The sequence below is a fragment of the Sphingomonas beigongshangi genome (assembly GCF_016820445.1).
Taxonomy (GTDB): domain Bacteria; phylum Pseudomonadota; class Alphaproteobacteria; order Sphingomonadales; family Sphingomonadaceae; genus Sphingomonas; species Sphingomonas beigongshangi.
This window is the reverse complement of sequence record NZ_JADHDT010000006.1, coordinates 232,571-252,002: the sequence shown is the minus strand read 5'-3', so window position 1 is coordinate 252,002 and position 19,432 is coordinate 232,571. Positions and strand designations below refer to the sequence as shown.

Sequence of the window (19,432 nt, the reverse complement as noted above, 5' to 3'; positions counted from 1 at the left end):
TGACCTCCGAAGGCGGCGTAGTCATGTTCGCGATTTGTTCTGATTTTCGGGTCATAGAGTCAAGAATGATTCTGCGGCCTTGCCGCTGCGGCGATAACTCGAAGCGGAATTTCCGAGCCCTGCGGGGGGATCAGGCCAGGTGCGCTTTGCGGCGCCGCAGGACGGGAGCGAACTCGGCCAGCCCCTGCGCTTCGAGAATGTCTATGAATTCCGCAACGGATGGCGTCGTGCGTCTGAGGTTTTCGCGCGCCCGCGCGATACTGCTTAGAAGGGCTTTCGGATAGGCTCGGTGCAAGGCCGAAAGGAAGGCGTCGGGCGACATAGCGGCGATTCCGTGAGGGGTGATCTGCGAAGCGGGAAAATCCTTCAGGTTCCAAGTGACGATCGTCTCGGCACCGCCAGCGATCGCGGCCGCCAGCACATGCCGGTCATCCGGATCGGGCAAGGAAAGGCTCGGAATCAGGCTCCGATGGTTGGCGACATTGGCGTCAGGCAGGACGGCTTTCATCATGTCGCGGGTGGTCTCGAAGCGCGCGACCGGTGTGCTGGGAGAATTGGCGGCGAGATTGCGTATCCATTCCGCGTGAATGTCGTTGGTCCAGCGCGCGGCGACTAAGCCATCGAAGGCGCACTGGATCAGCACATTGCGCAGATGGAAGGGATAGAGGACGCAGGCGTCGTAGACCGCGATGGGCGGTCTAGAGGCCATGGTTGACGACAAGATCCTCTGTGTCCTCGGCCAGGACGTCCATCGCCTTCTGGCGAGCGTCCAGCGTCTCCTTCAAGGCCAGCACGTCCTTCAGCGATGCCCGGCGGTGCTTTCCGACGTAGCGGAACGGCAGATCGCCGATGTCCATGCGATGGACGACGAGCGGACGCGAGATGCCCAGGATCACCGATGCGTCGGTCGGGCTCAGCTCCTGATCTTCCGTGAGCACGGCGACCCTCTCGCCGTTCAGCAGGCGAGACAGCAGCGTCTCGACGGCGCTGATGGCGGCCGGCGGAAGGGACAGGGTCTGCTCCCGTCCATCGCGACGCCGCACATGCAGCTCCACGTGATCGCCCTCTGCCAAGGTTGGCAGAGGCGTCACAGTCTTGCGGTCGCGGTCGGACAGACCGGCGAACTGCACCACTTGGCTGGCCATGATCGTGTCTCCTGACCAGCCAATATAAGGGTTGCGGGGCTTAACTGCAATAACTGAAACCCCCATCGCGCGATCAAGCTGCAAGCAACTGCTCCGAGTCCTCGGCCGTGTCCTGTTCGGTAGCGGCGGCCTTCTGCAGGAACCGCGCGAGGGCGGCTTTCCGGGAGTCCCGGTCCAGGGCGTAGGCCGTCTGTTTGAACTCGATCCCATCCAGAAGCCCCTGAATGTAGCCCGAGATAGTGTCGGCGGCCATGATGAGCGCGGTATCGAGCGTATGGATGTAGTTGCTCGTGACCGATCCCTTCGCATGCCCGACCAGCGCGGCGATCGTGACTTCGGTGAAGCCGAGATCGTTGGCGATACTGGCGAAGCTGTGCCGCAGGACGTGTGGCGTGATGTCGGCGAGCGCGGTGTCCGCGAATATCTGCTCCCAATGGTTGGGGAAGCTCCCGAACGCATTGTCATCACCCTGGCCGGGAAAGACGTAGGTGCCGGTCTGCTCCTTCCGGCGGTTTTCGAGATACTCCACGACAGGCAAGCCGATCGGACGGATCGAGCTTCCTTCCTTACTGTCGATCAGCCGGAGACAGCTTGAATCGGTGTCAGCCTCGCTCCAAGCCAAGGTGATCATCTCGGTCCGACGGCATCCGGTGAGCGCGAGCTGCCGGATGATGTCGACCGACAACTCATACTTCCCGTTCTCTGCAGCCTTGGTCAGGATGTCGCCGAGCAGGCGATATTCGGCCTCGGTCAGGCGCCGTCCGCGCACATTGTCCTTCGGCCGCCGGACGCCGTGGACGGGATTGAGGTCGATGATGCCTGCTTCAACCGCGTAGGTGAGGATGCCGCCGAACAGTCCGATCGTCCGGGTAGCCGTTCCGGCACCGCCGCGTACGATGGCGCGGCCGCGCAGCTTCTTCGTCTTGACGCTGCAGCGGGTCTTGCCGGCCATGATGTCTTTCAGGGCCTTCGTGATGTCGGCCTTCACAAGGTCCTTGACCCTCCGAGTGCCGAGCAAGGGCACGATGTGGCGCTCGATGCGTCCTGTATCCGAGAGGATCGTGCTCGCCTTCTTTGGCCGGCCACCCTTACCCAAGATGAGGCCAGCCTTGAGATCAGCGACGTAGAGGTCGCACAGCTCCTTGACGGTGATCGCCTTGTTGTCGAGCTGCTTCTCCTCGGCGGGATCTTCACCCTGAGCGATGCGGCCTAGTTGGACCTTCGCTTCCTGGCGCGCGCGCTCGGGCGTCCAGATGCCATGCAAACCGATGGTGAACCGACGCGAACGCTTGCCGAGGCGATACTGGATGACGTAGCTGCGCTTTCCCGACGTGAAGACACGGAGGCCGAAGCCGGGAAGTTCGTCGTCCCAGATGACGTAATCTTTGGAGCGGCTTTCAGCGGCGTCAACGACCCTTTTGGTGAGCTTAGACATGGGCTTTCTCCGAGCCGACAGCGCTCTCTCGCGTAAGCATCACGTAAGCAAGCGGGCGAAAACTGTGGCGAGACAGAGCGTACTTCCGGCGGAAGCCGAAATCAAATTCTTTAGCGATTACAGGGAGATAGGCGGTCATCGGCGGCTCCTGGCGTTTATTGGCGGAGCCAGCGATAATCCCTCCGAAGGCAGAGGCCACAGGTTCGAATCCTGTCGGGTGCGCCAGACCTTTCGATGACGATCCCAGTCGGTGCGACGGCCCTGTCGTGCGTGCGGCAGAAGCGGCCGCCGCCTCCCGCGAGGCGGCGTCCCGGTCGCTGCGCGTTCCGCCCGCTGCCGTGATCCGTCGTGGGACCACGCGGGCGGCCGTCGGGCGCTCAGGCCGTTGCCGGGGTCCTCGCGGCGTGCGTGCCCATCACCTGCGCGGCGAAGCGCTCCATTTCCTCCGCCTGCGGGCTCATCTGCAGCAGCAGGAGGTCGAGGCCGGCCGCCTCATATTCCGCGATACGTTCCTTCAGCTGTTCGGGCGTGCCGACCAGATTGGGGCGAAGGCCTCGGTTCGACACCGAATATTCCTGGATCTTCAGCTCGCGCTCGAGCTGGGTGCCCGACAGCCACTGGTCGAAATTGGCATAGCCGGCGGGCAGGGTGGCAACATTGGTGATGCGCTCGAGCTCGCGCTTCGCCTCCGCCTCGCTGTCCCGCACGATCGCATAGGCCGCCATGCCGTATCGCATCGGGGCGCCGCCCGCCGCCCGGCGGCGCGCCGCCATGTCGGCGATCTTGGGGGCGATCGCCGCCACGGGATCGCCATGCATGACATAGGCGTCGCATTGCGCGGCGATCATCGTCTTGGCCGCCTCGCTCTCGCCGCCGGCATAGACGATCGGGCGGCGCACCGGCTTGGGCGCGCAGATCGCCGCATCCGTCGCATAGAATTTGCCGGCGTAGCTGAACCGCTCCTGCGTCCACAGCCCGTCGACCACCTCCAGCCATTCGGCGGTGCGCGCGTAGCGGTCGTCGTGCTGGTCGAACTGCAGTCCGTATTGGCGGGCCTCGTCCGCCCACCAGCTCGACACGACGTTCAGCGACAGGCGGCCGCCGGCGATACGATCGATATTGGCCGCCGCCTTGGCGAACAGGGCGGGGTGATGAAAGTTGGGGCGTACCGCGACCATCAGCTCGAGCCGCTCGGTCACCGCGGCAAGCGCGGCGGCGGTCGACCAGGCATCGAGCGCGGGCTGGTCGATCCCCTTGATGTCGTTGAGGTTGAGTTCCGCGATCAGCGTCAGGTCGTATCCCCATCGCTCCGCGTCCTGCGTCAACGCCTTGGCATAGGCCCAGCTCGCTTCCATCCCCTCGTCGGGGACGTTGCGCAGCCAGCCGCCGAACACCGGCATCCAGAAACCGTAGCGCATCAGCGGGCCTCCTCGATCCAGGCAACGATCCGGTCGACCAGCCGGTCGTGCGGGTCCCAGCCGAGCACGTCCAGCGGCTTCGCGACGAAGTTCGACAGCGCGTTGACGTCGTAGAAGCGCGGCGTGCCGTCGCGGTCGTCGATCATCACCTCGACACCGCCCAGATCGAGCGACGCGGCGCGGGCGATCGCCTCGGCCGCCGCACGCAGCGGCGCGGCAGGCTCCGCCGCGGTCATGGTGATCGCGCTGCCCGGCACCTGGCAGGCATCGGCGGGACACAGGTCGAACGCGCCCGCTCCCGCCACGTCGATCGCATAGAGGTAGGTGCGATCCAGCGTCTCGATGCGCGTGATCGTGCCACCGCGCGCCGGAACGTAATCCTGCACCAGCAGCACGCCGTCGATACTCGTCGGCAGCGTATTGTCAGCGACGGCGGCGTGCAGCGCCTCCGCGTCGTCGAAACGCACGATGCCCGCGCCGGCGCCGCCGATATTGGCCTTCACGACGAGCGGAAAGCCGATCTCGGTTGCGGCGGCGGGTACGTCGGCGGCCCTGTGCACAACGCGCGTAGCGGGGATCGCCAGGCCCAGCGACGCGATCAGTGCGAGCTGGCGCGCCTTCGACGTGTCGACCGCCAATGCCGGCGTGCCGTTGAGCACGCGCGCGCCCGACAGTTCCCAGCGCGACAGCAGGGATTGCGCCCAGAAGATCGGATGCTCGGTGTCACGCAGGAACGCCGACATGGCGAGCCGGCTGAGGATCAGCGGCGCGGGCGGCTGGGAGTCGGCCGGGTCGAAAGCGCCGCGGGTCGTCAGCGCCCGGTAGCGGACGCCGCGCCGGTCCAGCGCCGCGAACAGCGGCACAAACCATTGCGGATGCTCGTAAAGAATCGCGAAATCGATCGTCATGGCAGCCTCCATGCCGAACTGCCCGGCGAATGGGAACCGGCCACCGCTATGGCTCGGACAAGATGAGCTTGTCGGGCGCCGCCCGGAACCGGGCGGCAGGGCCTTCGCTCGCCCCGCGAGGCATCATGGATCGACCAGGATGTCGCGATCGATCTCCGCGATCCGCCGCACGCCGGTCAGGGCCATGGCGACGCGCATCTCCTTTTCCATCAGATCGAGCAACTGCACGACGCCGGCTTCGCCACCCGCCGCCAGTGCGTAGAGCCAGGCCCGCCCGAGCAGCACGCCCTTCGCCCCGAGCGCGAGCATGCGCACCACGTCGAGGCCGGAGCGCACGCCCGAATCGGCGAGCACGGTCAGCCGGTCCCCCACTGCCGCGGCGATCGCGGGAAGCGCCCGCGCGGTGGAGGGCACGCCGTCGAGTTGCCGTCCGCCGTGGTTGGACACGACGATGCCGTCCGCGCCGAGGTCGGCGGCGGCGCGGGCATCATCGGGATCGAGCACGCCCTTGATGACGAGCGGGCCGTCCCAGGCGGCGCGGATCCATTCGAGATCGGCCCAGCGGATCGACGGATCGAAGTTGGCGCCGAGCCAGCCCATATAGTCGTTCATGCCGCTGGCATTGCCGAGCACCGGTTCCAGGTTGCCGAGCCGGTGAGGTCGCCCGCGCAGGCCGACATCCCATGCCCAGGCCGGCTTCCCCATGGCTTGCATCGCGCGGCGCAAAGGTGCGTGCCGGCCCGACATGCCGGAATGTGCATCGCGATAGCGCGCGCCGGGGACGGGCATGTCGACCGTGAAGACCAAAGTTTCGGCGCCCTGCGCCTTCGCACGCGCGAGCAATTCGCGCATGAACCCGCGATCGCGCAGCACGTAGAGCTGGAACCACAACGGTCCGTCGCTGGCGCCTCGCACCTCGCTCATCGAGCACAAGGCCACCGTGGACAGGGTGAATGGCAGCCCGCGTGCATGCGCGCCGCGCGCCGCCTGGATTTCGCCGCGACGCCGGTACATGCCACCGATTCCCACCGGGCCGAGCGCGATCGGCAAGGGCTGGCGGCGGCCGAAGAGGTCGGTCGATACGTCGATCTGCGATACGTCGCGCAACACGCGCTGGCGCAAGGAGATCGCCTGCAGGTCGGCGACATTGGCCGTGAGAGTCGCCTCGGCATAGGCGCCGCCGTCCGCATAATCGAACAGGAAGCGCGGCAGGCGCCGCTTTGCCGCGGTGCGGAAGTCCAGCGTGGAGGCGATGATCGTCATGGCGTCTTCTTATCCGGTGACGCGCATATGGTCATGCACTGCGGCGCGCGGTCAGCGCGAACAGCAGGACGACGCCGAAGCAGGCGGCGGGTACCAGCATCGCGTCGAGGATCGTGCCGCTCGCATCCGAGACAAGCCCCATCAGCGCGGGAAAGACCGCGCCGCCGATGATCGCCATCACGAGCAGCGCCGATGCCGATTTCGTCAACCCGCCCAGACCGCGTACGCTCTCGGCGAAAATCGTCGGGTACATAATCGACATGAAGATGCTGCTGGCCACCAGCGCGACGACACCGGCGAAACCGCCGACCGCCGTGGCGACAAGACAGCATGCCGCGGCTGCGGCGGCGAAGATCGCCAGCAGCGGCAGTGGCCTGATCCTCCCCATCAGCGCGGTGCCGCCGAAGCGACCGACCATGAAGGCGACGAGCGACGCGGTCAGATAGTCCGACGCCGCGCGCTGCGACGTGCCGGGCATCGCGACTTCGGCGTAGCGGATCAGGAAGCTCCAGATGCCGACCTGCGCGCCGACATAGAAGAATTGCGCGACGATGCCGAGCTGGACGCGGCCTCGCCGGAGCACGGCAAGCAGGTCGCCCGCCGCGCCGGGGCCCTCGGCGTCGTCATGATCGGTGGCGACCGCCGGAAAGGGCGTGAGGCGGATGAGCAATGCCCAGAACAGCACGCCCAGACCGATGGTCAGATAGGGGATCTGAACCGCGGTCGCGCTATGCTCGTCACCGTTCGAAAGGATGAAGGTCCGGCCGATCAGCACGCCCGCGATCGAGCCCAGCGGATTGAACGCCTGCGCGAGATTGAGGCGCCGCGCGGCGCCCTCCTCGTCGCCCAGCCGGGCGATCAGGGGATTGGCGGAGGTCTCCAGGAAACCCAGGCCGCTGGCGATGACGAACAATGCGACGAGGAAGGCCGGGTAGCTCGCCGCCCCCGCCGCTGGCCAGAACAACAGGGCGCCGGCGCCGTAAAGGCACAGGCCGAGCAGCACTGCCGCGCGATAGCCGAAGCGGCGCATGAACAATGCCGCAGGGATCGCTAGCGTGAAATAGCCCAGGTAGAAGGCCGACTGCACGAGTCCTGCCTGGAAGTCGCTGAGCGTGAACAGGCGTTTGAAGTGCGCGATCAGCACGTCGTTCAGGTTGTTCGCGACTCCCCACAGGAAGAACAGCGCGACGATCAGGACGAGGGGAGCGAGCGGCGTCGCGGCGGCACGGGTTTTCATCGATCCTCCCCAAGGCATGCTGGCGCGCGCCGCATTCGGCGTCGCAGGGCGAAGTAGCAGAAGCAATCATCATGTGAAACGCGATTTTACGAATGAATTTACTTCCCCTTGCCGCGGGCGGCGTGTGGTCGCTACAGGAGCGGGGGTTTTCTGACGGCGACGGATAGGCAAGATGGGGCGGTTGAACGGCAAGACGGCGATCGTGACCGGCGCGGCGCAAGGCATCGGCCGGGCCGCGGCGGAACTGTTCGCGCGGGAAGGGGCGGCGGTGATCGCGGTCGATCGCAACGCGGGGGCGCTGGCGACGCTGGTCGGCTGCACCACCCATGTGCTCGATCTGACCGACCGTGCGGCCATTGCGGCGTTCGGCGAGGCGACGGGCGGCGTCGATGTCCTGTTCAACTGCGCGGGCTACGTCGATGCGGGCACGCTTGAGCGGACGGAGGACGCCGGCTACGACCTGTCGTTCGACCTCAACGTCCATGCCATCACCCATATGCTGCGCGCGTTCCTGCCCGCGATGGCCGCCAAAGGCGGGGGATCGATCGTCAACATGGCGTCGGTTGCCGGCCCGATGATCGGGGTCGCCAATCGCTATGCCTATTGCGTGACCAAGGCGGCGGTGGCGGGCATCACCCGCTCCGTGGCCGTCGATTACGTGGGCGCAGGGATCCGCTGCAACGCGATCTGCCCGGGGACGGTCCAATCGCCGAGCCTCGATGAGCGCTTGGCGGCGACGGGCGATGCGGCTGCGGCGCGGGCCGCCTTCGTCGCCCGCCAGCCGATGGGCCGGATCGGCGACACTGGGGAGGTCGCGCTGCTCGCGCTGTATCTGGCATCCGACGAAAGCGCCTACACGACCGGCCAGCTGCACGCGATCGACGGGGGATGGACGATGGCCTGATCCCGCTCAGACGCGGTGATCGGCGAGCAGCAGCGCGGCCGATATCTCGGCGGTCGCGGCGCGCAGGTGGCGCACCACCGTGTCGATCGGCATCTGTTCCCCGTACGTCTGCACGAAGGGCACGGTCAGCACGGCCGCCGCCGACGTGCCGCGCAGGATCGGTGCGGCAAGGTCCGTGATGCCGGGGGTGAAGCTGCTCTTCGCTTTCTCGAAGCCGCGGAGGCGGACCCGTTCGGCGCGTGCGCGGAATTCCTGCAGCCGCGCGTCCTCGCTCGCCTCCGCCTGTGCAAGCCAGTGTTGCCGGTCGAAATCGTCGAGGAAGGCGAAGTGGACGACCGCCGAATTGGACTCGAGCATCGGCCGACGATGGCCGATCCGGACGGAGAAACCGATCTGTTCCGACGATTCGATGCGCGCGACGACGACGATATCCCCGCCCGATCGCATCGTCAGATGGCAGGATTGGCCGATACGCCGCGACAGGTCGCGCATGACCGGCAAGGCGGTTTCGAGCAGCGACTTGACGGGAGGCTGCTCCATGCCGAGCGCGAACAGCCGCTCGGTCGGAACATAGCCGCCGCCCTCGCGCGCCTGCCGGATGAAGCCGCGATATTCGAGCACCTGGATCATGCGAAACAATTCGCTGGTGGACCGGCCAAGCCTTTCGCCGATCGCGACCGCGGTGAGCGGGCGGCTTTCGCGGGCGAGCAGCTCGAGGATGTCGAGCCCCTTCTCCAGCGCCGGCGCGCGGTAGCGCGGCGGGTCGCCGTCGCCGTCCTGCGGCGCCGATGGCGGATGTTGCGAGGAGGGAGAGGGGCGCCGAGCCATGGCGCGATGCTAGGCAGCCGTCGGCGCGAAGACAATGGCGCAGCGCGATGCCCCCGATTGACCGCATGGGGGCGTTCTTCTAATGAAATAAGCGTTTACAGGTGAGAGGCGAATGACCGGCATGCAGGCCGCGACGGCGGGGCAGGAGAGCGGACCAATCGCGCGCCGGCCGATCGGGCGGACCGGCTTGTCGGTCACCGAGCTCGGCTTCGGCGGGGCGTCGCTCGGCAACCTCTATCGTGCGATGTCCGACGCCGACGCGCAGGCGACGCTGCAAGCCGCGCTCGATGCCGGCATCCGCCACGTCGATACGGCGCCGCATTACGGGCGCGGGCTGAGCGAACGGCGGGTCGGGGATGCGTTGCGCCAGGTCGATGGCGTGGTGCTGTCGACCAAGGTCGGTCGGTTGCTGGCGCCGGATGACTCCGTGGTCGACGATCGGATGCGCGACGGCTTTCGATCGGCCATGCCGTTCGCGGCGCGCTACGACTATAGCCACGACGGCATCCTGCGCAGTCATGCGGACAGTCTGCAGCGGCTGGGACTGGCCCGCGTCGACCTGCTCTACGTCCATGACATCGGAGGCTATGCGCACGGGGACGCCAGCGAGGCCTACTGGCGCCAGCTGACCACCGGCGGCGGCTTTCGGGCGCTGGAGCGCCTGCGGGACGAGGGCGCGATCGCGGGCTTCGGCGTCGGCGTGAACGAGGTCGCCGCGTGCCTCGCCGCGATGCGCGAGACGCAGCTGGACGTGATCCTGCTGGCGGGGCGCTATACGCTGCTGGAACAGGCGCCGCTCGACGACCTGATGCCGGCGTGCGCGGCAGCGGGAACGTCGATCGTCATCGGCGGTCCCTATAACAGCGGTATCCTGGCGACGGGCACGCGCGGCGGCGGCCCCTTGCACTTCGATTATGGCGAGGCGCCTTCGGACGTGGTGCACCGCGTCGCGGCGATCGAGTCGGTGTGCGCGCGCCATGGCGTGCCGTTGGCTGCCGCCGCGCTCGCCTTCGTGCTCGCGCATCCGCAGGTGGCCAGCGTCATCCCTGGCATCGATAGTGCCGCGCGCGCCGCCGAGACGCTGGCGCTGTACCGCCACGCCATTCCCCCGGCCTTGTGGGGCGATCTGCGCGAGGCGGGCCTGATCCGCGACGACGCGCCGGTTCCGGAGACCAGATCATGAGCATAGATGCGGCGATCCGTCTTTCGCCGGAGGACAATGTCGCCGTCTGTCGGCGCCCCGTGACGAAGGGCGAACGGATCGCGGTCGACGGGATCGCCCTGATCGCCGAGGACGATGTGGCGCTGGGCCACAAGCTGGCGCTGGTGCCGCTCGAAACCGGGGACAAGGTGCTCAAATACGGCATGCCGATCGGGTCGGTGACCTGCGGCGTCAGGCGGGGCGGCTGGGTGCATGTGCACAATATGAAAAGCGACTACATTCCCGCGCATCTGCGCGATGCGCACGGAGATCATGCATGAGCTGGCTGGGGTGGCAGCGGCGCGACGGCCGCAAGGGCATCCGCGACGTGATCCTGGTCGTCTATCTCGTCGAGTGCGCGCACCATGTCGCGCGGCGGATCGTCGAGGGGGCGAACGATCCGCGCGTCCAGCTGATCGGATTCCCCGGCTGCTATCCCAACGATTATGCGCTCGGCATGATGAAGGCGTTGACCACGCATCCCAATGTCGGCGGCGTCGTGCTGGTGTCGCTGGGCTGCGAAAGCTTCAACCGCGAGGCGCTGGCCGAGACCCTGTCCGCGGCGGGGCGGCCGCACGACACGGTCGTGATCCAGCGCGCCGGCGGCACGCGGGCGGGCATCGCCGCGGGGCAGGCGGCGGTCGAACGGGTGCGCGCAGCCGCGGACGCGCAGGCGGTGCGCGTGCCGATGGGCGTGGAGGAGCTGGTGGTCGGCACGATCTGCGGCGGGTCGGACGGGACGAGCGGCATCACCGCGAACCCTGCGGTCGGGCGTGCGTTCGACGCGCTGGTCGATGCGGGCGCAACCTGCATCTTCGAGGAGACGAGCGAGCTGATCGGCTGCGAAGGGCACATGCGCTCGCGCGCGGCGAGCGCGGAGGTCGGCGCCGCGATCGTCGCATCCGTGGAGCAGGCGGAGCGTTACTATCGCGCGATGGGATACGGCAGCTTCGCGCCGGGCAATGCCGAGGGCGGCCTTTCCAGCCAGGAGGAGAAGTCCGCCGGCGCCTATGCCAAGTCGGGCGCGCGCCCGATCAACGGCGTCATCGTGCCGGCGCAGCAGCCGCCGGGCGCCGGCCTCTACCTGCTCGACGTGGTCCCGCCGGGCGACCCCAAGTTCGGGTTCCCCAACATCGTCGACAATGCGGAGATCGGCGAGCTCATGGCGTGCGGCGCGCATGTCACCCTGTTCACGACGGGGCGGGGGTCGGTCGTCGGGTCGGCGATCGCGCCGGTGATCAAGATATGCGCCAATCCGGAGACCTATGCGCGCATGCACGAGGATATGGATGTCGACGCCGGGCGGATCCTCGACGGGGCCGCGACGCTGGATGCGGTCGGTGCGGAGATCGTGTCGCTGATCGAAGCCGTCGCGGGCGGCGCCGAGACGAAGTCCGAGGCGCTGGGCCATCGCGAGTTCGTGCTGACCTACAAGGCGACAGGCCCGGCCGGGCCCTCGTGCCTGGCGGCCTGAGCCGATGGGGCGCCGCGTCTGCTTCGCGCTCGATCTGGTCGATGACGCCGCGCTGATCGCCGCCTATGAATCCGCGCACGCCGCGGGGGCGGTGTGGCCGGAGGTGGTCGAAGGCATCCGCGCGACCGGGTTCGAGGCGATGGAAATCTGGCGTGCCGGCGATCGCATGGTGATGGTGGCGGAGGTCGCCGACGACTGGCCGCGGCCGAAGCCCGCGCGCCTGGCGGCCGCCGATGCGCGCTGGGAAGCGGCGATGGATGGGTTCCAGAAACGGCTGGCCTTCGCGCCGCCGGATCAGAAATGGGTGCCGATGACGCGGCTCTTCGCGCTCGACGAACAGCAAGATCAGGGAGTGACGGATCGATGAAATTGTGTCGCTATGGCGCCGCCGGCGCCGAACAGCCCGGCCTGGTCGACGCCGAAGGGCGCGTGCGCGATCTGTCGGGTCACGTCGCGTCGATCGACGGCGCGCTGCTCGCCGATCCCGCGCGGCTGGCGGCGGTGGCCGCGCTCGACCCGGAGAACCTGCCGCTGGTCGACGGCACGCCGCGCTACGGCGTGCCGGTCGCAGGGACGCGCAAGTTCATCGCGATCGGCCTCAATTACGCCGACCACGCCGCCGAATCCAACCTGCCGATCCCCGACGAGCCGGTCGTCTTCAACAAATGGGTCAGCTGCCTGCAGGGGCCGAACGACCCCGTCGTCATACCGCGCGGATCGACCAAGACCGACTGGGAGGTCGAATTGGGCATCGTCATCGGCCGCGGCGGGCACGACATCGCGCAAGGCGACGCGATCGAGCATGTCGCGGGCTACGTCTGCGTCAACGATGTGTCCGAGCGTCACTGGCAGCTCGAACGGGGACCGACCTGGGACAAGGGCAAGGGTTTCCCCACCTTCGGTCCCGTCGGCCCGTGGCTGGTGACGCGCGACGAGGTCCCCAATCCGCGCGCGCTGTCGATGTGGCTGGACGTCGACGGCGAGCGGATGCAGGACGGCTCGACCGCGACGATGATCTTCGGCGTCGAGGAGATCGTCAGCTATTGCTCGCGTCTGATGCAGTTGGAGCCGGGCGACATCATCACGACGGGGACGCCGCCGGGCGTCGGCATGGGGCAAAAGCCCGAGCCGCGGTATCTGAAGGCGGGCGACGTCGTGACGCTGGGGATCGGCGGCCTCGGCGCGCAACGTCAGGACGTCGTGGCGGCAGAGGCGCGGGACTGAGTCCGCGCATGGGCATGCCGCCGCGCCTGCTCGTCACACGCCGCCTGCCGGAGGCGGTCGAGCGGCGGCTCGCGGCGTCATATCGGGTGACGTTGAACCCGGACGATCGCGCGCTCGGCCGTGACGAACTCGTCCGTGCCCTGGTCGAGCAGGACGCCTTGCTCGTGACGATAACCGACCGGATCGACGCCGGCCTGATGGCGGTGCCGGGACGACGGACGCGGATCGTCGCGAATTATGGCGCGGGCACCGACCACCTCGATCTCCCCGCCGCCGTGCGCCTGGGCCTGCCCGTCACCAACACGCCCGACGCGCTGACCGACTGTACCGCGGAACTCGCGCTGTTGTTGATGCTGATGGCGATGCGGCGGGCGGGCGAGGGGGAACGCGAGCTGCGGGCCGGCGCATGGACCGGCTGGCGGCCGACGCATCTGATCGGCTCCGGACTTGCGGGCAAGACGCTGGGCCTTGTCGGCTTCGGCCGGATAGCGCGCAGACTCGCCAGGCAGGCAAGCGCAATGGGCATGCACATCTGCTATCACAGCCGCCGCCGGGCCGACGCGGCGACGGAAACGGCGATGGGCGCGCGCTATGTCCCGATGCTGCACGACCTCCTCGGCGCTGCCGATGTCGTGTCGCTCCACGTGCCGGGCGGCGACGCGACGCGCCATCTGATCGACCGGGCCGCGCTACGCGCGATGCGGCCGCATGCGGTGCTGATCAACACCGCGCGGGGCACGGTGGTCGACGAGGCCGCGCTGGCGGAGGCCTTGGCGGAAGGGATCATCGGGGGAGCCGGGCTCGACGTCTATGAGCGCGAGCCGAGCCTGGACGCGCGACTGCTCGACCAGCCAAATGCCGTATTGCTGCCGCACCTCGGCAGCGCGACGATCGAGACGCGCACCGCCATGGGCATGCAGGCCGCGGACAATCTCGACGCCTTTTTCGCCGGCCGCGCGCCGCCGAATCGTGTCGCCTGAAACCATCCTCGGCGACCGGATCGCGGCCGCGCTCGCCGCGCGCGTCGGCACACGCCCGCTCGTCGTCGGCGTGTGCGGCGCGCAGGGTAGCGGCAAGACGACGCTCGTCGCCCGCCTGGCGCAGCGGTTTCCCCGCTCCGCGACGCTGTCCCTGGACGACCTCTATCTTTCACGGGAGGCCCGACGGGCGCTGGCCCGGGACATCCATCCGCTGTTCGCGACGCGGGGGGTGCCGGGCACGCATGACGTCGCCCTCGGACAGGAGGTGCTGGCGCGCCTCGGCGCCGGCGAACCGGTACGATTGCCGCGCTTCGACAAGGCCCGTGACGACCGTCTGCCAGAGGAAGACTGGCCGCAGGCGCGCGCGGACTGCGAGCTCGTGCTGTTCGAGGGATGGTGCGTCGGAGCGCGGGCGCAGCCGGCGGCAGCGCTCGCGGTGCCCGTGAACGCACTGGAGGCGGAGGAAGACGCTGACGGGAAGTGGCGGGTCCATGTCAATTCGGCACTGAAGGGGGATTATGCGTCGCTGTTCGGTCGGCTCGATCGTCTTGCCCTGCTCGCCGCACCCGATTGGGCGACGGTGCCACGCTGGCGGATGCAGCAGGAAGAAGACCTCCGCCGGCGTGCCGGCGCGGGGGCGGGGATCATGGCCGATGCGGAGATCGCGCGGTTCACGGCCCATTTCGAGCGTTTGACGCGCTGGATCCTGGCGGAGATGCCGGGCCGCGCGCTGACGCTGTACCTCGACGCGCAGCGACGTCCCGTCGCAACGACGGACGGTGGCGGGGAGTGGCCCGGATGATCGACGCACATGTGCATGTCTGGTCGCTTCGCGCAGCGGGACACGAATGGCCGACCGCCGCGGAAGCCGCGATCCACCGCGACTTCGACCTCGATGACCTTCGCGCCGTCATCGGCGATCTCCCCGTCGAGGGGGTCGTGCTGGTGCAGTCGCAGCCGAACGACGGCGAGACCGATCGGCTGCTCGACCTGGCGGCGCGCGACACGCTGGTACAGGGCGTCGTCGGCTGGGTCGACCTTGCCGCGCCCGACGCGGTGGCGCGTATCGGCGACCTGGCGCGGAACGCCAAGCTTCGCGGTCTGCGCCCGATGCTGCAGGGAATAGAGGATACCGACTGGCTCCTCGCGCCGGCGCTGAAGCCTGCGATCGCGGCGATGCGCGACCACGGACTGCGGCTCGATGCGCTGGTCCAGCCGCGGCATCTGCCCATGCTCGCGCGCTTCGCGGCGGCCTGGCCGGATCTGGCGATCGTCATCGATCACGGCGCCAAGCCCTATGCGGCGACGGGGATGCTGGACCCCTGGCGGGGCGAGATCGCGGCGCTGGCAGCGCGCGGATTGTGGTGCAAGCTGTCTGGCCTGCGCACCGAGCAGGCAGCCGGCCAGCCGGCCGATGCGCTTCGGCCCTATGTCGCGCATCTCGCCGCTTGTTTCGGCGACCGGTTGATGTGGGGCAGCGACTGGCCCGTCATCGGCATGGCGGGCGAGCGCTACCGGGACTGGTACGACGCCGCGATGCGGCTGGCCGACGGGCTCGATCGCACGCGGCTGATGCAGGGCGCGGCGCGTGCCTTCTACGGGCTTGCCTGAACGCGGACAGGTCTGAACGAGGAGAAAAATCGCGCGTCGACTCTGTCGGTTCAGCGTGGCGTAGGCTAGGGATGCGAAAGGGGGCATTCGTCATCTGCCAGCGCAAGAGGGCCTTCATACCGATATGACCGTTTCGTACTTCCCCGTTTCCGGCCGTCCTGCCGCGCGGCTGCTCGCGTCGCTGGCGATCGGCGGGCTTGTTACCGCCCCGCTTGCCGCGCAGGTCGCACCGGCGACGCAGCCCGATACCGCGCGCACAGCGCCCGCGGTGACGCCGCCGGCGGTGGTGCAGACCGTCACGCCAGCCGTCGCGCCGCTGCCGACGCTGACGCCGGAACAGGCCCGCCAGCTCGCCGGGCTCGTCGCGAAAGGGGAAGTGGCGCAAGGCCTGCGGCAGGGCCCCGCGCGAGATCTGTCCGCGCTCGCCCCCGCGGCCCTGGTCCGCGTCGCGCTGGATTACGCCCATGCGGTGCATGCCGGCCGGCTGGATACCGCCGACTTCGGCAAGGACTGGGGCATCAGGCCGCAGCCGTACGACCCGCTGCCGGGCTTCGCCGAAGCGGTGCGGCAGGACCGGCTGGCGGCGTGGGCGGCATCGCTGCCGCCGCCCTATGCCGGCTATGACACGCTGGTGAAGGGGCTGGCGCGGTATCGCGATATCGCCGCCGCCGGCGGCTGGGGTAGCTTACCCGCCAATGCATCGATCCCGTTCGGATCGAGCGGGCCGCTCGTCGCGCAGTTGCGTCGGCGACTGGCCATGGAAGATCCGGCGGTCGCGGCGACGGGTGCGACGTTCGACGAGGGGTTGCTTGCCGGCGTTCGTCGCGCGCAGCGGCGCTACGGCCTCAATCCGGTCGGCACCGTGGGCGCTCAGACCATCGCCGCGTTCAACGTGCCCGTCGCGCAGCGTGTGCGCCAGATCATGGCGAACCTGGAACGCTGGCGGTGGCTGCCGCAGCAGCTCGCCGCGAAGCGCGTGCAGGTGAATATCGCGGCGGCGGTGCTGACGGTATTCGACGGCGACGAGCCGGTCATGTCGATGAAGGCGGTGACGGGGCGGCCCGGCAACGAGACGCCGATGCTGGTGTCGCAGATCAACAGCATCGTCCTCAACCCGCCGTGGAACGTGCCGAGCTCGATCGCAACCAAGGAACTTTGGCCCAAGGAGCGCGCCAATCCGGGTTATCTGAAGCGCAACGGCTTTCGCGTGATCGACGCGGGCAATGGCGAGAAGCGGCTGCAGCAGGCGTCGGAGAAGAGCGCGCTCGGCCGTTTCAAGTTTGATTTCCCGAACGATTTCGCCGTCTATCTGCACGATACCCCCGCCCAGTCGGGCTTCTCCAAGTTCGACCGGCTGGCGAGCCACGGCTGCGTCCGCCTGGAAAAGCCCGCCGATTTGGCCGCGCTGATGCTGAAGACGACGCCGCAATGGCAGCCCGAAGCCGTGGATGCCGTGCTGGCGTCCGGCAAGACGGTGCGCGCCACGATGGCGGAGCCTGTGGCGGTCTATCTGCTCTATTGGACGGCATTCGCCGGTTCGGACGGGCAGGTGGGCTTTCGCGAGGATCCCTATGGCTGGGACGCGCAGCTCGCGAGCAAGATCGAGGCGCGCTCCGCTGAGCGTGCCGCCAACCAGCAATGATCCGCCAACGGGGAACGACGATGATGAAGACGTATCGCACGCGCGCGCTGGTGCTTGGCGCTGTCGTGATGGCTCTGCCCGCACTGGCGGGCTGTTCGCGCTCACCGTCGGAGGAACCAGCCGCCGAAACCGTGCAGAACGACGCGAGCGTTACCGAGGTCGCGCCCGCCGACACGATGCCTGCCGCCGCCAACATGGCGGAGCCGGTGCCGGCCGCGAATGCCGCCGCGATCGACGATGCCCCGCCACCGCCGCCTGCGCGCAGCGTCGACCAGCAGATGCTGGACGATGCTTCCGCCACCGGGATGACGGCGCGCGCCCAGCGCGACGCGCCGCCGGCCGATGCGCCGCCCGCCGAAAACGCGCCCGCCGGCAACGGGGAATAGCTTGCGATCCAGCGAGGCTGGATCGGACCGGCGCCGCTTTCACGTACGCGGATCGGACTTTCAGTGACGGGGCAGGCGCTGGCCTGTCCCGCCTCCGCCCATCGGCGTCTACCCGGCGTTCAGCGTCCGTCGGTCGCCCAGTCGCCGCGACGGCTGGAATCGGTGTCGCTGGGGGCGACACGGGTCGCCGCGGCCTGGAGATGCAGGATGGTCCAGTCGCCGCGCACGTCGCGCGCCTGTTCCCGCGCACCCTGAGCGACATAGGCGTCCACGACCTTCTGCGCCTGGTTCGAAAGCAGTCCTGCGAGCACGATCGTCGCGCCTGGCGCGGCGATGCCCGCAACCTCCGGCGCCATTGCGATCAGCGGACCGGCAAGAATGTTGGCGATGACGAGGTCATAGGGCCCTGCCTCCGCAATGGCGGGATCGCGCGTGCCGTCGGCGACGATCAGGCGCACCGCCTCGACCTGGTTTAGCGCCATGTTCTCGCGCGTCACGTCGATCGCGATCGGATCGATGTCGGTGCCCGTCACAGCGGCGCCGGGCCACAGATGGCGCGCGGCGAAGGCGAGCAGCCCGGTGCCTGTGCCCAGGTCTATGATCCGGTCGTAGGAGCGTCCGGCCAGGGCCAGACCATCGAGCATCGCGAGGCAGCCGCTGGTCGTGCCGTGATGACCGGTGCCGAACGCCTGTCCGGCATCGATCAGGAAGGCACGCTCGCCGGCGGCAGTGGCGACCTCGACGGGGTGCGCGCTGGTATGGACGATGAAGCGCCCCTCGCGGATCGGCTCCAGCCCCTGCTGGCTCAACGCGACCCAATCCTCGTCCGACAGCGCCTCGACGACCGGTTCCCGGCCGCTCGCGCTCGGCACCAGCGCGTGGATCGCCGCGATCGTCGCGGCATCGGGTTCGTGGTCGGTATAGGCGTCCAGGCGCCAGCGCTCGACGTCGTCCTCGACTTCCTCGGTGGTCATCAGCACCGCGTCGATCGCCAGGTCCGACGCCGCGTCGATCGCCTCCGCCTCCGCACGGGTGCAGGGCAGGGTGATCTTCCAGCTGGTGGGATCAGCGGACATAGCTCGCTCCGTTGACGTCGATCACCGCGCCGGTCATCGATGCGGGCGCGTCCAGCGCGCAATAGCGCGCGACGCTGGCCACCTCGTCCGGCGACGCGACGCGGCCGAGCGGAATGTCGGCGAGCAGCCTGTCGCCGCCGCGGCTGGCCAGATAGTCTTCCGCCATGCCGGTCATCGTGAAACCGGGGCAGATGGCGAAGGCGAGTATGCCTTCGCTGGCATAGCCCCGCGCGATCGTCTTGGTCATCGCGACCATGCCCGCCTTGGCGGCGGCATAATGCCAGTGCGCCGGGCTGTCGCCGCGATAGGCGGCGCGGCTCGCGACGTTGACGATCCGGCCGCCGGTGCCGCGCTCCTGCCAGTGCCGCACCGCCAGCCGGCACAGTTCGGCCGCGGCGGTCAGGTTGATGCGCAGCGTCCGCTCCCAGTCGGCGACCCAGTCGTCATGCGCGCGCGACAGAGCGTTGGCCTCGAAGACGCCGGCGTTGTTGACGAGGACGTCGATCGTGCCGCCAGCCTGGTCGAGCGCGGCGTCCCAGAGGGCGCGCGGTGCGGCGGGGTCGGCGAAATCGGCCGCGATGCCGCTGCGCGTGCCGTGCCCGATGACGGCGGCGCCGGTGCCGGCAAGGGCGCCATGGATCGCAGCGCCGATGCCGCGGCTCGATCCGGTGAGAAGGATGGTCATGTCCCCGCCTTACGG

At 68.6% G+C, this 19,432-nt stretch carries 22 protein-coding genes; 11 read left to right on the top strand and 11 right to left on the bottom strand.

What is annotated here, in order from left to right:
* Positions 1-130: 130 nt before the first annotated feature.
* The 8 genes from IQ292_RS12755 to fucP all read right to left on the bottom strand — a co-directional run bounded on the left by IQ292_RS12755 (position 131) and on the right by fucP (position 7,406).
* Entirely contained in the window at positions 131-709 is a 579-nt protein-coding gene (locus IQ292_RS12755) for a PIN domain-containing protein (RefSeq protein WP_203310685.1), read from the bottom strand.
* Positions 699-1,145 carry a MerR family transcriptional regulator gene (locus IQ292_RS12750; protein ID WP_203310684.1) on the bottom strand — a complete coding sequence of 149 codons (447 nt, stop codon included), beginning with the start codon at positions 1,143-1,145 and terminating at the stop codon, positions 699-701. The genes IQ292_RS12755 and IQ292_RS12750 overlap by 11 nt, the downstream gene beginning before the upstream one ends.
* Positions 1,146-1,218: 73 nt before the next feature.
* On the bottom strand, positions 1,219-2,580 hold the full coding sequence (locus tag IQ292_RS12745) for a tyrosine-type recombinase/integrase (protein WP_203310683.1): 1,362 nt from the start codon (positions 2,578-2,580) through the stop codon (positions 1,219-1,221).
* Positions 2,573-2,719, bottom strand: a complete 147-nt coding sequence (locus IQ292_RS12740) for a hypothetical protein (protein WP_157080368.1) — start codon at positions 2,717-2,719, stop codon at positions 2,573-2,575. Before IQ292_RS12740 ends, IQ292_RS12745 begins: the two co-directional genes overlap by 8 nt.
* A 238-nt stretch (positions 2,720-2,957) precedes the next feature.
* Entirely contained in the window at positions 2,958-3,998 is a 1,041-nt protein-coding gene (locus IQ292_RS12735; protein ID WP_203310682.1) for an LLM class flavin-dependent oxidoreductase, read from the bottom strand.
* Entirely contained in the window at positions 3,998-4,906 is a 909-nt protein-coding gene (locus IQ292_RS12730; RefSeq protein WP_203310681.1) for an ATP-grasp domain-containing protein, read from the bottom strand. Before IQ292_RS12730 ends, IQ292_RS12735 begins: the two co-directional genes overlap by 1 nt.
* A 123-nt stretch (positions 4,907-5,029) precedes the next feature.
* Positions 5,030-6,169 (bottom strand): FMN-dependent L-lactate dehydrogenase LldD, encoded by a 1,140-nt coding sequence (lldD, locus tag IQ292_RS12725; protein WP_203310680.1) that lies wholly within the window; start codon positions 6,167-6,169, stop codon positions 5,030-5,032.
* 31 nt (positions 6,170-6,200) lie between these two features.
* Positions 6,201-7,406, bottom strand: a complete 1,206-nt coding sequence (gene fucP / locus IQ292_RS12720) for an L-fucose:H+ symporter permease (RefSeq protein WP_203310679.1) — start codon at positions 7,404-7,406, stop codon at positions 6,201-6,203.
* 172 nt (positions 7,407-7,578) lie between these two features.
* Here fucP and IQ292_RS12715 point away from each other — a divergent pair, with 172 nt between their 5' ends.
* Positions 7,579-8,310 carry an SDR family oxidoreductase gene (locus IQ292_RS12715; protein WP_203310678.1) on the top strand — a complete coding sequence of 244 codons (732 nt, stop codon included), beginning with the start codon at positions 7,579-7,581 and terminating at the stop codon, positions 8,308-8,310.
* Positions 8,311-8,316: 6 nt separating this feature from the next.
* Here IQ292_RS12715 and IQ292_RS12710 read toward each other — a convergent pair whose 3' ends face one another.
* A complete protein-coding gene (locus tag IQ292_RS12710) occupies positions 8,317-9,138 on the bottom strand; it encodes an IclR family transcriptional regulator (protein ID WP_203310677.1) in 822 nt (273 codons plus the stop codon).
* Positions 9,139-9,250: 112 nt separating this feature from the next.
* Here IQ292_RS12710 and IQ292_RS12705 point away from each other — a divergent pair, with 112 nt between their 5' ends.
* From IQ292_RS12705 to IQ292_RS12660, 10 genes are all read left to right on the top strand, one after another.
* On the top strand, positions 9,251-10,321 hold the full coding sequence (locus tag IQ292_RS12705; RefSeq protein ID WP_238941050.1) for an aldo/keto reductase: 1,071 nt from the start codon (positions 9,251-9,253) through the stop codon (positions 10,319-10,321).
* Positions 10,318-10,620, top strand: a complete 303-nt coding sequence (locus IQ292_RS12700) for a UxaA family hydrolase (protein ID WP_238941049.1) — start codon at positions 10,318-10,320, stop codon at positions 10,618-10,620. The genes IQ292_RS12705 and IQ292_RS12700 overlap by 4 nt, the downstream gene beginning before the upstream one ends.
* Entirely contained in the window at positions 10,617-11,813 is a 1,197-nt protein-coding gene (locus IQ292_RS12695) for a UxaA family hydrolase (RefSeq protein ID WP_203310676.1), read from the top strand. Before IQ292_RS12700 ends, IQ292_RS12695 begins: the two co-directional genes overlap by 4 nt.
* A 4-nt stretch (positions 11,814-11,817) precedes the next feature.
* Positions 11,818-12,180, top strand: coding sequence for an L-rhamnose mutarotase (locus IQ292_RS12690; protein WP_203310675.1), 363 nt, complete (start codon positions 11,818-11,820; stop codon positions 12,178-12,180).
* Positions 12,177-13,037 carry a fumarylacetoacetate hydrolase family protein gene (locus IQ292_RS12685; protein WP_203310674.1) on the top strand — a complete coding sequence of 287 codons (861 nt, stop codon included), beginning with the start codon at positions 12,177-12,179 and terminating at the stop codon, positions 13,035-13,037. The genes IQ292_RS12690 and IQ292_RS12685 overlap by 4 nt, the downstream gene beginning before the upstream one ends.
* An 8-nt stretch (positions 13,038-13,045) precedes the next feature.
* A complete protein-coding gene (locus tag IQ292_RS12680; protein WP_203310673.1) occupies positions 13,046-14,017 on the top strand; it encodes a 2-hydroxyacid dehydrogenase in 972 nt (323 codons plus the stop codon).
* Positions 14,007-14,819: a kinase gene (locus IQ292_RS12675; RefSeq protein ID WP_203310672.1), complete on the top strand. Its 813-nt coding sequence runs from the start codon at positions 14,007-14,009 to the stop codon at positions 14,817-14,819. The genes IQ292_RS12680 and IQ292_RS12675 overlap by 11 nt, the downstream gene beginning before the upstream one ends.
* Complete coding sequence (locus IQ292_RS12670; RefSeq protein ID WP_203310671.1) at positions 14,816-15,628, top strand: amidohydrolase family protein; 813 nt, start codon at positions 14,816-14,818, stop codon at positions 15,626-15,628. The genes IQ292_RS12675 and IQ292_RS12670 overlap by 4 nt, the downstream gene beginning before the upstream one ends.
* Positions 15,629-15,752: 124 nt before the next feature.
* Positions 15,753-17,270, top strand: coding sequence for a L,D-transpeptidase family protein (locus IQ292_RS12665; protein ID WP_203310670.1), 1,518 nt, complete (start codon positions 15,753-15,755; stop codon positions 17,268-17,270).
* A gap of 20 nt (positions 17,271-17,290) precedes the next feature.
* Positions 17,291-17,656, top strand: a complete 366-nt coding sequence (locus IQ292_RS12660; RefSeq protein ID WP_238941048.1) for a hypothetical protein — start codon at positions 17,291-17,293, stop codon at positions 17,654-17,656.
* Between the two features lie 119 nt (positions 17,657-17,775).
* Here the strand turns inward: IQ292_RS12660 and IQ292_RS12655 are convergent, their stop codons facing one another.
* Positions 17,776-18,732, bottom strand: coding sequence for a 50S ribosomal protein L11 methyltransferase (locus IQ292_RS12655; RefSeq protein WP_203310669.1), 957 nt, complete (start codon positions 18,730-18,732; stop codon positions 17,776-17,778).
* Complete coding sequence (locus IQ292_RS12650) at positions 18,722-19,417, bottom strand: SDR family NAD(P)-dependent oxidoreductase (RefSeq protein WP_203310668.1); 696 nt, start codon at positions 19,415-19,417, stop codon at positions 18,722-18,724. Before IQ292_RS12650 ends, IQ292_RS12655 begins: the two co-directional genes overlap by 11 nt.
* Positions 19,418-19,432 lie beyond the last annotated feature (15 nt).

What these genes read in the sequence shown, in the direction of transcription:
- IQ292_RS12665 (WP_203310670.1), top strand. Translation starts at nt 15,753, where the DNA reads ATGACCGTTTCGTACTTCCCCGTTTCCGGCCGTCCTGCCGCGCGGCTG.
- IQ292_RS12710 (WP_203310677.1), bottom strand. Translation starts at nt 9,138, where the DNA reads ATGGCTCGGCGCCCCTCTCCCTCCTCGCAACATCCGCCATCGGCGCCG.
- IQ292_RS12705 (WP_238941050.1), top strand. Translation starts at nt 9,251, where the DNA reads ATGACCGGCATGCAGGCCGCGACGGCGGGGCAGGAGAGCGGACCAATC.
- IQ292_RS12715 (WP_203310678.1), top strand. Translation starts at nt 7,579, where the DNA reads ATGGGGCGGTTGAACGGCAAGACGGCGATCGTGACCGGCGCGGCGCAA.
- IQ292_RS12685 (WP_203310674.1), top strand. Translation starts at nt 12,177, where the DNA reads ATGAAATTGTGTCGCTATGGCGCCGCCGGCGCCGAACAGCCCGGCCTG.
- IQ292_RS12700 (WP_238941049.1), top strand. Translation starts at nt 10,318, where the DNA reads ATGAGCATAGATGCGGCGATCCGTCTTTCGCCGGAGGACAATGTCGCC.
- fucP (WP_203310679.1), bottom strand. Translation starts at nt 7,406, where the DNA reads ATGAAAACCCGTGCCGCCGCGACGCCGCTCGCTCCCCTCGTCCTGATC.
- IQ292_RS12730 (WP_203310681.1), bottom strand. Translation starts at nt 4,906, where the DNA reads ATGACGATCGATTTCGCGATTCTTTACGAGCATCCGCAATGGTTTGTG.
- IQ292_RS12695 (WP_203310676.1), top strand. Translation starts at nt 10,617, where the DNA reads ATGAGCTGGCTGGGGTGGCAGCGGCGCGACGGCCGCAAGGGCATCCGC.
- IQ292_RS12750 (WP_203310684.1), bottom strand. Translation starts at nt 1,145, where the DNA reads ATGGCCAGCCAAGTGGTGCAGTTCGCCGGTCTGTCCGACCGCGACCGC.
- IQ292_RS12650 (WP_203310668.1), bottom strand. Translation starts at nt 19,417, where the DNA reads ATGACCATCCTTCTCACCGGATCGAGCCGCGGCATCGGCGCTGCGATC.
- IQ292_RS12745 (WP_203310683.1), bottom strand. Translation starts at nt 2,580, where the DNA reads ATGTCTAAGCTCACCAAAAGGGTCGTTGACGCCGCTGAAAGCCGCTCC.
- IQ292_RS12670 (WP_203310671.1), top strand. Translation starts at nt 14,816, where the DNA reads ATGATCGACGCACATGTGCATGTCTGGTCGCTTCGCGCAGCGGGACAC.
- IQ292_RS12735 (WP_203310682.1), bottom strand. Translation starts at nt 3,998, where the DNA reads ATGCGCTACGGTTTCTGGATGCCGGTGTTCGGCGGCTGGCTGCGCAAC.
- IQ292_RS12755 (WP_203310685.1), bottom strand. Translation starts at nt 709, where the DNA reads ATGGCCTCTAGACCGCCCATCGCGGTCTACGACGCCTGCGTCCTCTAT.
- IQ292_RS12655 (WP_203310669.1), bottom strand. Translation starts at nt 18,732, where the DNA reads ATGTCCGCTGATCCCACCAGCTGGAAGATCACCCTGCCCTGCACCCGT.
- IQ292_RS12740 (WP_157080368.1), bottom strand. Translation starts at nt 2,719, where the DNA reads ATGACCGCCTATCTCCCTGTAATCGCTAAAGAATTTGATTTCGGCTTC.
- IQ292_RS12680 (WP_203310673.1), top strand. Translation starts at nt 13,046, where the DNA reads ATGGGCATGCCGCCGCGCCTGCTCGTCACACGCCGCCTGCCGGAGGCG.
- IQ292_RS12660 (WP_238941048.1), top strand. Translation starts at nt 17,291, where the DNA reads ATGATGAAGACGTATCGCACGCGCGCGCTGGTGCTTGGCGCTGTCGTG.
- lldD (WP_203310680.1), bottom strand. Translation starts at nt 6,169, where the DNA reads ATGACGATCATCGCCTCCACGCTGGACTTCCGCACCGCGGCAAAGCGG.
- IQ292_RS12690 (WP_203310675.1), top strand. Translation starts at nt 11,818, where the DNA reads ATGGGGCGCCGCGTCTGCTTCGCGCTCGATCTGGTCGATGACGCCGCG.